Source organism: Prevotella falsenii DSM 22864 = JCM 15124, assembly GCF_000613945.1.
In the GTDB taxonomy this organism is placed as follows: Bacteria; Bacteroidota; Bacteroidia; order Bacteroidales; family Bacteroidaceae; genus Prevotella; species Prevotella falsenii.
In genome coordinates this window covers 1-12696 of record NZ_BAJY01000018.1, presented here as the reverse complement: position 1 = coordinate 12696, position 12696 = coordinate 1, and the positions used below count along the sequence as shown (strand labels likewise).

The following is a 12696-nucleotide window of genomic DNA, read 5'->3' as shown; positions in this document are numbered from 1 at the left end:
TATTTTTCCGTAACTTTGCAGATAGTAAAGTAAAAGAAAATGGGAAAGAAAGTATTGTTCATAAACCAAGAAATCGCACCGTATGTTCCGAATTCAGAGATGTCAATCTTTGGTGCAGATATGCCGCAACATATGCAAGACGCCGGTTTTGAAATTCGCACATTCATGCCGAAATGGGCTGCCATAAACGAACGACGCGGCCAGCTGCACGAGGTAATACGCCTTTCGGGTATGAACCTCATCATCGACGAAATGGATCACCCCCTGATTATCAAGGTGGCGAGCATACCGCAGACACACATTCAAGTCTATTTCATCGACAACGAGGACTATTTCCAAAAGCGGTCGGCAATGACAAAGGACGAATTGGGCAACGATTACCCGGACAACGGCGAACGTGCCATTTTCTTTGCGCGCGGCGTATTGGAAACCGTAAAGAAGCTCAGGTGGGCACCGGATATTATTCACTGTCAAGGTTGGATGTCTGCCGTAGTGCCTTTCTACGTGAAAACAGCCTATCGCGACGAACCACAATTTGCCAATTCCAAAGTTGTTACGTCGCTGTTCTCCGAACAACCACACGATAGCTTGGGCAAAAAGTTCAAGCAATGCCTTGAATTCAGAGACGCTGAATTAAGTAAAATAGAGAAATACGGCGACAATTTCGACTTCATGGAGTTGGGAAAGCTTGCCATAGACTACTCCGACGGCATCATACAGACAAGCAACGACGTGAACAAAGAGTTGATGAAGTATGCCAACGACAACAAGAAAAACATTATGTTGCAGCCTGAAGAGACAGACGAAATAAAAACAAAGTACACTGAGTTCTACAATAAATTAATAGAATGAAAGCAAAACTCTTAGCTTTTGGCTTCGCCCTTATGGCGTTTGCCCTAACCTCTTGCGATGACACAACGGGTGGAATCGGTGGCTCGCTCACAGACGAGACAGACAAACTTAAAGTACAAGCCGATACATTTAACGTCGGTTCGCACAGCATACTGGCTAATCGCATACTCTCGTATTCGGCAAAAGGGTATCTTGGACAGATAAAAGACCCCGAAACACAGTCGGAAGTTACGGCAAATCTCATGTCGCAACTATACGTTTTGCCCAACTTTGAAATGCCTAAGAAGGACATTGTGGAGAGCAAAGATGCAAGCGGCAACATCATTGCCGACTCTTGCGAGCTGCGTCTGTACTACTCTTCGCACTTCGGCGACTCGCTGGCACCTATCAAAATCACCACCTACGAGCTTGACCACCCCGTAAAGGAGGGAAAAAAATACCTCACCGACTTCGACCCGGAGGCGGAAGGCTATCTTCGTACCACAGCAAACAACGGATTAGAAGTGGTCAGTACCTACACACTGACGGAATTTACAGTGCCCGACAGCGTGAAAAAGGACAAGAACCACACACCAAGCATACGCATAAAACTGAACGAACCATACACCGACAAGGCAGGCAAGACCTACAATAACTATGGTACGTATATGATGGACAAGTATTATGAAAATCCAAACGATTTCCGTAACCTCTACAAGTTCCTCAATAACATCTGCCCGGGCTTCTACTTCAAGGTTACAGATGGGCTTGGTTCTATGGCTGCCATCGAAGCCGTGCAACTCGTAATATACTATCAGTATAAGGATACAAAGGACAAAGACAAGGTGAAAACGGGGGCTACCCACTTCACCAGTACCGAGGAAGTGTTGCAGCTGACCAACTTCAAGTCCGACCAAGAACAGCTGAAAGCATTGATAAATACTCTTGACGCATCGTATCTGAAGACTCCTGCGGGTCTTTTTACGGAAGTTGAACTGCCTGTCAGTGAAATAATGAAAGGGCATGAAAACGATACTTTGAACACTGCGAAGTTTGAACTCCAAAGAATAACGAACAAAAAGGCATCGCAATACAATATGGACATACCGACAAACGTCCTTATTCTGCCAACAGATTCGGCTGTTACATTCTTCGAAAAGAACAAACTCATCGACAACAAGACGTCGTACATCGCTGCCTACAATGCACAAAGCAACAGCTACAAGTTCAACAACGTGGCAGGAATTATCAACTATTTCATACGAAACCGTGCCACTGCCGGCAGCAATCCTAATTGGGGGAAAGTGCTCGTGATACCAGTAGAAGTTAAAACAACGAAAGATGGACAGGACAATGTCGTCATCAATAAAATATCATACGATATGAGGCTCACCAGTACGATGCTGCTTGGAGGCGACAAATCGAAAGGAAACATAAAAATGTCGGTCATTTACAGCAAGTTCCATGGCAGATAACTTCTTGGAGAAACATTACGAAGAATACGAACAACGCAAAGCTGCGTGGCTGCGAAAGAAGAAACACCTGAAGACGAAAAAGGTGCACAACATTCGCAAACCCGACGACGAAGCGTTGTAAATACAGAAATGGCAAGAAGAAACAAATGTGTTTCCCCTTGCCATTTTCTATTTGGCACACCATTTGCAATACAACTTTCAGAACAAGGCAAATGCACAATAACACAAAAAGAAAGGTAGAAGAATAATATGATAAATCAGTTTTCACCCAAAGTTTCAGAGGTTCTGTCCTACAGTCGCGAAGAAGCCGAACGCTTGGCGAGCCGCGCAGTGGGACCGGAACACATTATGCTCGCTATTCTGCGAGAGAAAGAAGGTGCTGTAAGCAATATGTTTGGGAAATTACACCTCAATTTGGAGAACATAAAAACTCAGTTGGAAGAACGTGTACGCAGCGAAAATGAAGGTCAGTTGCCGCTCTCTAACGATATGATGCTTAACGAACAGGCAAACAACATACTGAAATTGGCAGTGCTCGAAGCACGCAGTCAGCGCACGCAAACGGTTGATGTTCAGCATCTGTTGCTCGCCATTCTGCACGACAACGTGAACAATGGCGCAAAGGAAGTGCTGCAAAACAACGACCTTAATTACGCCAAGGCACTCGAAAATCTCTATCAACCCACCGACCCGATACAGGACGGCATCGGCATGGCAAGCGAAGACGAAGACGAAGACCCCATTATGAACCGACACAGCGGCAACAGCAATGGCACACGGACAGCACAAACCTATGCGCCAAAGACCGGTACGCCCGTGCTCGACAACTTCGGAACCGACCTCACGAAGGCGGCTGCGGAGGGCAAACTCGACCCGGTGGTGGGGCGCGAAAAGGAAATACAGCGTGTCAGCGAAATATTAGGACGACGGAAAAAGAACAATCCTATCCTCATCGGCGAACCCGGTGTGGGTAAAAGTGCTATTGTAGAAGGACTTGCACAGCTTATTGTAAAGCGCATGACGTCGCCTATCCTCTTCAACAAGCGTGTTGTAACGCTCGATTTGACAGGTGTCGTGGCAGGCACGAAGTATCGCGGACAGTTCGAGGAGCGCATTCGGGCACTCATCAAGGAAATCGAACAGAACCCTGACATCATTATATTCATCGACGAAATCCACACCCTCATCGGTGCGGGGTCTACGCCCGGTTCGATGGACGCTGCCAATATTCTGAAGCCGGCACTCGCCCGTGGCACCATACAGTGCATCGGTGCAACAACGTTAGACGAGTATCGCAACTCCATAGAGAAAGACGGCGCATTGGAACGCCGCTTCCAGAAGGTGCTCGTAGAACCTACTACGGTGGACGAAACTTTGCAAATTCTGAACAACATAAAGGACCGCTACGAGGCGCACCACCATGTTTCGTACACCGACGAAGCCATTGCGGCTTGTGTCAAACTGACAGAACGCTACATTACCGACCGATTCTTCCCCGATAAAGCCATCGATGCCATGGACGAAGTGGGTTCTCGTGTGCACCTGCAAAACGCACAAGTGCCTGCCGAAATCGTGGAACTGAAAAAGGAATTGGACGAGGCCGATAAGAACAAAAAGGAGGCTGTGAAGAACCAAAACTTTGAACTGGCTGCCAACTTCCGCGACAAGCAGACCGTAATCGAACGCAAACTGCAGGAAGCACAGCAGAAATGGGAAAGCGGAGAAGGCCACGACCGCGTGGAAATCGGCGAAGACAAGGTGGCTGACGTGGTATCGATGATGACGGGAGTACCCGTGCAGCGCATGCAAGAGAACGAAGGCATTCGACTTGTCAATATGGCAGACAACCTGAAACAGGAGGTTATCGCACAGGATAAAGCCATCGAAAAAATGGTGAAAGCCATTCAGCGCAACCGCGTAGGACTGAAAGACCCCAACCACCCTATAGGTGCGTTCATGTTCCTCGGCCCTACCGGCGTGGGCAAAACCTATTTGGCAAAGAAGTTAGCCGAAATTATGTTCGGCTCTAAAGATGCCCTTATCCGCATTGACATGAGCGAATACACCGAGAGTTTCAACACTTCTCGCCTCATCGGTGCCCCTCCGGGCTACGTGGGTTACGAAGAAGGCGGACAGCTTACCGAACGAGTGCGACGCCACCCCTACTCTATCGTCTTGCTCGACGAAATAGAGAAGGCGCACGGCAACGTGTTCAACATGCTCTTGCAGGTGCTCGACGAGGGCAGACTCACCGATGGCAACGGACGCCTGATAGACTTCCGCAACACCATTATTATCATGACGTCGAATGCGGGTACACGCCAGCTGAAGGAATTTGGGCAAGGTGTGGGCTTCACGGCAGCGAATATCAACGGACTTTCGCACAACGAGCAGGACAAAGAGCGTGCCCGTGCCATCATTCAGAAAAGCCTGAGCAAGCAGTTTGCACCCGAATTTCTGAACCGTTTGGACGAAATCATCACCTTCGACCAGCTCGACCTTGCTGCCATTAAGCAGATTATCGACATCGAACTGCGTGGTTTGTTCAAGCGTGTAAAGGAACTTGGCTACGACATAACCATTACCGACAAGGCAAAAGAGTTTGTTGCCACAAAGGGATACGACGTCCAGTTCGGTGCACGCCCGCTGAAACGTGCCATTCAAAACTACATCGAAGACGGCATTTGCGAAAAGATCCTTGCGGGAACAATCCACGAAGGCGACACCATCGCTATCGGAAAGAACCCCAACGCCGAAGAACTAACGTTCAAATAAACACACACGGCGCAACCCGAAGAATGGGTTGGCACAAAATAAAAAAGCATTAATCTAAAACAGATAATGTATTTGTGCAAGATAAAAAAGGCGTTGATGCAAAACAAAGAACACGTTAGCGCAACTCCAAAAACGCATTAGTGTTAAACAAAAAAGCATTAAGGCAAAATTAAAAAAGGTGTTGGCGAAGAATAAGAAAAAGACCGTAGCATACCTCATTTTATGCTACGGTCTTTGTGTATCTACCCTCAAAAACAGCAATAAAACTATAAATATTTTTCATAAAAATCACAATCGCCTAACCACTTCATCATCAAGACTTTACAATACCTATTGTTTTGCATTCTAAAAGCGGCTGTTTTGCACGGTAAAACCGTAGGTTTTACATTGCAAAACCTACGGTTTCGCAACGCAAAACAAAAATTATCGTTTTTCTTCCGAATTATCTTTACAGAATCGAAGCCTTTCCCACGTGTCTCCCCTGCAAACTGCCACCCCACTATTTCTCTTTAGAATATTTAGAAAAACTAAAGCGCATAGAAAGCCTAAAGCCCCTAACATCTCTGAAAACCTATAACTTTTATGTTTCCTAAAGCATCTATTCTTCCTAGAAAAACTAGAATCTCTAGGATTTCTAGAACACCTAAGGAATCTAGAAAAAATAAAAACTATCTCTCAACACGCCCCAACAGCAGCGAGCGCACGCGCAAATGACATCTCGGTTAAACTGCGTTAAATTTACATTTTTGCATGCGTTTTACGATGTTTTTTATTATTTTTGCGAATATATTGTAATATTTTGGTAATTTTAGCAACTACCAATGCATTAACTTTAACAAGGTATTATAGAAGTATTGTCTAATTTTATTGTTTGAAAATTATGAAAAGACTACTAATTTTCCTAACGATGCTCGTATGCGCCGTGCTGAATGTTGCGGCAGAGAGCGTCATCACCATCACCACAAGCAAGGCGTATGGCGACACCTTCGTTTTCAATCCAAGACCTATTTCCGAAGGCATCATCTCGGTTGATTGGGGCGACGGTAACAAAATCGACTACCAGCTAAGCCCCGACATGATGCCGTACAAGCTCCGCAGGGAGGGAGTGTTGAAAGGAAACACCGTTAAAATATACGGTGCGCTTTCCGAGCTGTCGATTACCGAGCAGGGTATCACTGCCCTGAAGCTCGAAGGACAGTCGGGATTGAAGAGCCTTGACGCGAACAAGAACGAACTTACATACGCCACGCTCGACCTTGGCGATGCGAAAAACCTTCAGCGTCTGTCGCTCTCAAAGAACAATATACACATGCTGAACCTACGCGAGTTCTCAAAACTGGAGTACTTCGACATCTACGACAACCCGAAACTGACCACCGTTGCATTCGCCGACATCAACCCAAATCTGAAGATGATTACAATGTATGGGTGCGACGTGGTACACTTCTACGACACTTACAAGTTCCCGAACCTTACAGCGATAGACCTGCACAGCAACTCTTTGATGGACATAAGTCTGCCGGCAGAGAACTATCCTGCGCTGAAATCGCTCAATGTAAGCAGGAACAGAATTTCAACCATCGACGTTAGCGGACTGCCAAAGCTGGAAATCCTTTCCGTGGCATACAATAACTTGAATCAGCTGAACGTTGCTGCCAACCCGGAACTCCAAAGCCTGACAATTGCACACAACGATATTAGCAAGATTGGACTGTCGAACAACAACAAGCTCTTGAGTCTCAACGTAAGCAACACCAAACTTACAGCACTCGATGTATCGAAAAAGGCATCGCTGAAGTCGCTCTACTGCGACTCTTTACGCATCAACCGCCTCGAAGTAAGTGGGCTGAAGTGGATCCAAACACTATCGGCAAAAGCGTGCGACCTTGAGTTTCTCGACTTCACGGCGTGTTACTTCACGCTGAGATACCTCTACTTGCAGGGCAACAAGAACTTTACGCCACAGTCGTTGAACTTCATGTACCAAACCATACAAGATCCCGGACGCACAGGATACATTTATGTAGAAGGGTGTAACGGAGAAACTGCCGATGCAGAGAAATATCTTATGTACAACAATTCTGAATCGCACTGGAAAATTGATGTTATGGGCGATGGCTCGTGCTCGATGGATGACGTCGTGATAAAACAGCAGCCGGCAAGCGGCGGAACCTACAAGGTAATGAAACGCGACATGGTTTACTCGCCCGACAAGAGTGCCTTTGAACGCAACTACGAGGAAGTGGGCAGCGACGGAAAGGTTGTTCCCGGCTCAATACTGTGCGTGCGCTACACTGCCGATGAAGGCAAGGAGTACAAAGGAATAATGGTTGATGGAAAGCTGGTGCAGGATACACTGTTCGTTGTTACTGCAAATGCCGAGGTAAAAGCGGTATTCGAGGGCATAAACGACGAACGCTGCATTACACTTACCGTACCTGCAGGGCAGCAGAGTGCATACGGCATAGGGGCAGACAACGACAACACGCCGGTGAAAATAGACTGGGGAGACGGCGAACTGAAGGAATATACTGCCAAGAAAACGTGGACTTTCGTAGAAGGAACAACCGAAGGAACGCAGGTGAAGATATACGGCGACATCACATATCTGAACTGCGAGAGCTATCCGGACTATGCAACCGACAACAAGATTTCGGCAATAGACCTCACGAAAAATACCAAAATGAAGTATATCGACCTATACTTCAACCGGCTAAAGAGCATCGACGTTACCAATCAACCCGACCTATTGTATCTCGATGTATCTATGAACGAAGAGATTAAGAGCGTTGATGTAACGAAGTGTCCGCTGTTGCTGCAACTGAAAGCATACGGACTGGGCGAGCTGAAAACCATCGACGTAAAGAACAATCCCGAACTACAGCTCATCAATCTGAAGAATACGGCACTGGAAAACATAGACCTTGCCAACAACGGAAAGCTGATACAGCTTAACCTTACCAACTGTGCAGTGGCAAGCATCGACGTGTCGCACATGGCTGAACTGAGGGAACTGTACCTCAGCAACAACAAGATAGAGCGCATAGACCTAAAGAACAACACAAAACTGCTCGACTTAATGTTGATGAAAAACAAGCTTACCACGCTCGACTTGTCGAAGAACGTACTGCTCGAGAAGCTCGATGTGGCAGAAAACAAACTTGAATCGCTCGACCTTTCGGCAAATACTGCCATCTGGTACATCGACGTACGCGGCAACAAATGGAATGCCTGCCAACTGAACGACTTCTATTACAGCCTGCCAAAATACGTAGATCCCGGCGAAGCAGCAGGCAGCACCACCCCGACAAAACTGTGGATAGCACTCGGAAATAACGCAAACGACGTGGAACACTCCGAGACTTTGATTGCAAAGGCAAAACTATGGGTAATGAACTTCAGCGGCAACGGCGACGGAACGGGTTGCAACGAAGCATACATAACGATACTGCCATACGAAAACGGAGACGTAACTGTGAAGGACGACAATAACAACGTGGTGAAAAGCGGGTCGAAAGTGCAGAAGAACAAGGACATAACCATCGAGGCTACACCGAAGAAAGGCTACGAAGTAGCTTCGATAATGGCAAATGGCGAAAGCGTTACCAATAACAAGTTCAATGTTAAGCGTGCAACCGAAATTGCCGTGAAGTTCTCTGTGGCATCTACCATCGACGGCGTAGAGCGTGTAGTGGCAACCGCAGAAGGCGGCAATCACGAAATCAACATCTACACCGGCACCCCTGTAAAAACCACTGTGGTGGGTGCGAACGGCAAGGTGCTATTCTCTGACACCTTGTCTGACGACACATCAATCGGTCTTCCGGCAGGCATCTACATCGTTACATTGCAGGCTGGCACAGATACCGTAACGCGCAAATTACTCGTAAAATAAATTTCTTTTCTATTGCTGTTCGGTAAAATAAATTGAAAGCTTGCAATCACTTTATCTATCGATGACACAAGCATTTTTACTCTATAGAGACTGAACTGCACCGAAAAGTTGGACGAATTAAACCTTATCAAGTTTTTGAAAGAGTTCGGTATTGCACCGGACTCTTTCCTTTTAACCTGATTTCGATATAAGAATTATACCAATATATTGTTTATAAGAAACTTAAAGAAAGAATGGTTTGTTATTTAATATGCTTATTATCAAAAAGAAATGAACTCCTTTCATCCTTAAATTCTTACACCGAACTTACGTTGTATATGAACGAAAAGAAGATAATAAAAGCGTAAATATTTTTCATAAACACAACTATCGCATAACTATTTGCCCATCAACGCATTACAAAACCTATTGTTTGACATTGCAAAAGCGTAGGTTTTGCACGGTAAAAGCGGCTGTTTTGCATCGCAAAACCTACGCTTTTGGAAAGCCAAAGAAAAACCATTGGTTTTCTGTAAAGATACTTTACTGTCGTGATAAGGCGAAATGGGGTGCGTGAATGGCTGTTTTGACTTTTAAAAACACAAGTTTTCCACTAAGGGAAAAATCTTTTCCTTTAGCGAATTAGCGCATAATTAGAGAACTTTATGTAAGTTTAAAGCAAAAAAGGGGCATACGACCATAAATATATCGTAAGTATGGAGGTTAAACAGCAATCATTACCGACAATCGAATTAAACGCTATACGGAGGAAAATGATGTAAAATGGATGAATGATACGACTGCCTTGATTGCCATACAGCATAGAAACAAGCCCCAAAATACCACTTTTTTAATATATTTCCTGCTTTTATATAACTTACTCTACAGTTTCTTTTGTATTATATAATTGCTTAATATTATGTTCTAACATTCTGAAACAACTTCCGTGATCGTGTGATTTACCATTTGGATAACTGCCTATACGAATATCAAACATTATTTTACCTTCATCTAATAAATCTAAGAACTTATCAAAAGAAGGCTCTGTATATAGCTCTGCTTTGTTAAAGTGGAACTGTTCAAGATTTCCTTCATATTTTCTTTCAGCACTTACATAAAACAGGTTATGTAGTTTTTTCTTTAGTATTTTTCCCAATATATCATAGTTATAACCTACAGAGGTATCTATTAACTTATGCTTCAAATCATATACGCCTATCCTTATTGTCCTTTCCTCTCTATCATTAATCAATTTGAAAGACAATTTATTAGCAAATGTATTATAATCATTTGCAAATATAGATGTATGTAATCTGTTCAAACCAACCTTCTCTATTGGTTCTGTATAAGGTTCTCCATACTTTTTATTAAGGTATGCGTTAGCACCTTTAGGAAATGAAGGAGCTTTGGTAAACAGCGTTACATAAGAGTTAGACTCTCCTCTGTGTGTTTTAATTTCAAAGCCAGCCAAATCCGGTTCGGCGAGATTGTTCTCTACAACACCAACATAGTCCTCAAAAGTTTTACCTATACCGGTATTATTCTTTCTTTTACTGATAACAAAACCAAGGTTTTTAACCTTTTTAAATTTATCAATTATAAATTCTTTATCACTCTCCATAAGCTATAATTCTGTCAATTAATAAGTCAATAATATCTTTAGTCATATAATCATCTTCTTCTAAGAAGATCTGTTCGATGCGTACATTAAACTCTTTACACAAGGTCTTTATCTGACTAAGTGTGTATTTATGTGTTTGTTTGACACTCTCTATATTACCTATTTGTCCATTACTGAGTCCAAGGATATAACCTACTTTCTGTTGGCTATACCCTTTTTCCTCTCTTAATCTTCGCAATTTGGCAATTATAGTTTGTTGATATTTTGTTTTTCCCATCTTTTTATTAATTTTGTTGCAAATTTATGGGATTAAAGAAGAATAGCTACTCTCATTTTGAAAGTTTTTAGTAACTTTGTAATCTCATTTTAGAGTAAATTTAACTAATATATATGTACAAGCGCAAAGTTGATAATAGGTGGAGTTTCAAAGAAGCTAACACTAAAGAGTTTACCCATTGCTATCATACCTATCCAGCTATGATGATACCCCAAATAGCCAGAACTCTGATAGAAGAATATAGACCAGAGGGGAAATTAGACTTGATATTAGACCCTTATATGGGTAGTGGGACTACTTTAGTCGAAGCATCTCTAGCTGGAATTAACTCCGTTGGTACGGACTTAAACCCTTTAGCCAGACTAATGGGAAAAGTAAAAACTATCCATTACAACTACGATTCCATACTTAGACAATTTAGGGAGATACAAGCTGAACTAATTTTTTATTCCGAAGAAAAAGTAATAGAAAGAAATTTTGATAGAATATCAAACTATTCTTACTGGTATAAGGAGAAAGACTTATTGAAACTTTCCTTCTTATCACAGCTTATTAAAAATGTGAAAAATAAGGATTTCTTCAATGTTGCCTTATCGGAAGTAGTAAGAGAGGTCTCTTTTACGAGGAATAGTGAGTTTAAACGTTACAGAATGAATGAAGCCAGTATAGCTAAATTTAATCCCGATACGTTTCTCTTATTTGAAAGAAAAGTATTTAGAAACTTAGAAGGGTTAAAGGATTACAATACCAGAAATAAAGACTGCAACAAGGTAAAGGCTGATATATATGGCTTTAATACGATGTATGAAATCCCCACAAACGTTATTAAAGACGGTGATGTAGATATGGTGGTAACTTCTCCTCCATACGGTGATAGCCGTACTACTGTTGCTTATGGTCAATTTTCCAGATGGGCTAATGAATGGTTTAACTTTGATAATGCCACGAACTTAGATAACTTACTAATGGGTGGGAAGAAAGCCCAAAAAGAGTTATTTAAAACCGATAGCATTAGAAATGTATTGAACGAAATAGATGGTTTAGACCATAAAAGATACTTAGAAGTTATATCTTTCTTGAATGATTACTATCAATCTATAGAGAATGTAGCTAAAACTGTAAGAAGTGGCGGTACCGTTTGTTATGTCGTTGGCGACAGAAGGGTTAAAAATGTACAAATACCATTAGACTATTTCACTGCTGAAATGTTTGAAAAGTTTGGCTTTAAACATAAAATAACTATAGTAAGAGAAATTCCTAATAAGCGAATGCCAGCTAAAACGAGTCCTACCAATAAAGTTGGAGCTAAGGTAAACACTATGAGCCACGAATATATTGTAATATTAAACAAGTTATAAAGTAAGGATTCTATTATTCTTATTGTCTATAAGAACTATTAATAGTTTGGAATCTAACATAAAAAAGTAACTTTTCACATTTCTGAAATTAGAGCTATATACCGCTTTCAAGCCTGTAAAAAATCGTTACAAAGGCTATCTTTATCAAACACGTGTAACTGTTTGATTGTCAATGACCATTTTTTAGAGTTTTAAAACCTATTGTTTTGCATCGCAAAACCTACGCTTTTGGAAAGCCAAAGAAAAACCATTGGTTTTCTGTAAAGACACTTTACAGTCGCGATAAGGCGAAATGGGGTGTGTGAATGGCTGTTTCGGAGTTGCAGACGAAGCATACAAGGGAATGTAGAGGCGTGATTGATGAGGTTTCCACACTGAAGATGTCGTGTTTTTCGGTAACTTGCTTCTTGCTATATTGGAGATTAGGAATGTGATAAATCACGTTCCTACACTTTCTGCAGCATCGTGCCCTCTCGTATTTTTGT

The 12696-nt window shown here is 42.8% G+C and carries 10 protein-coding genes; 6 read left to right on the top strand and 4 right to left on the bottom strand.

Features of this window, described 5'->3' with window-relative positions:
- Nucleotides 1-39 precede the first annotated feature (39 nt).
- From JCM15124_RS07850 to JCM15124_RS07830, 5 genes are all read left to right on the top strand, one after another.
- Nucleotides 40-852, top strand: coding sequence for a glycogen/starch synthase (locus JCM15124_RS07850; protein ID WP_024998984.1), 813 nt, complete (start codon nucleotides 40-42; stop codon nucleotides 850-852).
- Nucleotides 849-2306, top strand: a complete 1458-nt coding sequence (locus JCM15124_RS07845; protein WP_024998983.1) for a DUF4270 domain-containing protein — start codon at nucleotides 849-851, stop codon at nucleotides 2304-2306. Before JCM15124_RS07850 ends, JCM15124_RS07845 begins: the two co-directional genes overlap by 4 nt.
- Complete coding sequence (locus tag JCM15124_RS07840; RefSeq protein ID WP_024998982.1) at nucleotides 2296-2427, top strand: hypothetical protein; 132 nt, start codon at nucleotides 2296-2298, stop codon at nucleotides 2425-2427. Before JCM15124_RS07845 ends, JCM15124_RS07840 begins: the two co-directional genes overlap by 11 nt.
- Before the next feature lie 128 nt (nucleotides 2428-2555).
- Nucleotides 2556-5081 carry an ATP-dependent Clp protease ATP-binding subunit gene (locus JCM15124_RS07835; protein WP_024998981.1) on the top strand — a complete coding sequence of 842 codons (2526 nt, stop codon included), beginning with the start codon at nucleotides 2556-2558 and terminating at the stop codon, nucleotides 5079-5081.
- Between the two features lie 880 nt (nucleotides 5082-5961).
- On the top strand, nucleotides 5962-8976 hold the full coding sequence (locus tag JCM15124_RS07830; protein ID WP_024998980.1) for an InlB B-repeat-containing protein: 3015 nt from the start codon (nucleotides 5962-5964) through the stop codon (nucleotides 8974-8976).
- Between the two features lie 127 nt (nucleotides 8977-9103).
- Here JCM15124_RS07830 and JCM15124_RS17165 read toward each other — a convergent pair whose 3' ends face one another.
- The 3 genes from JCM15124_RS17165 to JCM15124_RS07815 form a co-directional block, all read right to left on the bottom strand.
- Nucleotides 9104-9184 carry a hypothetical protein gene (locus JCM15124_RS17165; RefSeq protein ID WP_156930693.1) on the bottom strand — a complete coding sequence of 27 codons (81 nt, stop codon included), beginning with the start codon at nucleotides 9182-9184 and terminating at the stop codon, nucleotides 9104-9106.
- 648 nt (nucleotides 9185-9832) lie between these two features.
- Nucleotides 9833-10576 (bottom strand): MvaI/BcnI family restriction endonuclease, encoded by a 744-nt coding sequence (locus JCM15124_RS07820; protein WP_024998979.1) that lies wholly within the window; start codon nucleotides 10574-10576, stop codon nucleotides 9833-9835.
- On the bottom strand, nucleotides 10566-10853 hold the full coding sequence (locus JCM15124_RS07815) for a helix-turn-helix domain-containing protein (protein ID WP_024998978.1): 288 nt from the start codon (nucleotides 10851-10853) through the stop codon (nucleotides 10566-10568). The genes JCM15124_RS07820 and JCM15124_RS07815 overlap by 11 nt, the downstream gene beginning before the upstream one ends.
- Before the next feature lie 113 nt (nucleotides 10854-10966).
- On the opposite strand from JCM15124_RS07815, the gene JCM15124_RS07810 reads away from it, so the two are divergent.
- Complete coding sequence (locus JCM15124_RS07810) at nucleotides 10967-12211, top strand: TRM11 family SAM-dependent methyltransferase (RefSeq protein WP_024998977.1); 1245 nt, start codon at nucleotides 10967-10969, stop codon at nucleotides 12209-12211.
- Nucleotides 12212-12482: 271 nt separating this feature from the next.
- On the opposite strand, the gene JCM15124_RS15925 is transcribed toward JCM15124_RS07810, so the two are convergent.
- Nucleotides 12483-12696, bottom strand: a 214-nt coding sequence (locus tag JCM15124_RS15925; RefSeq protein WP_232220130.1) for a hypothetical protein, incomplete at its 5' end; no start/stop codon positions are given.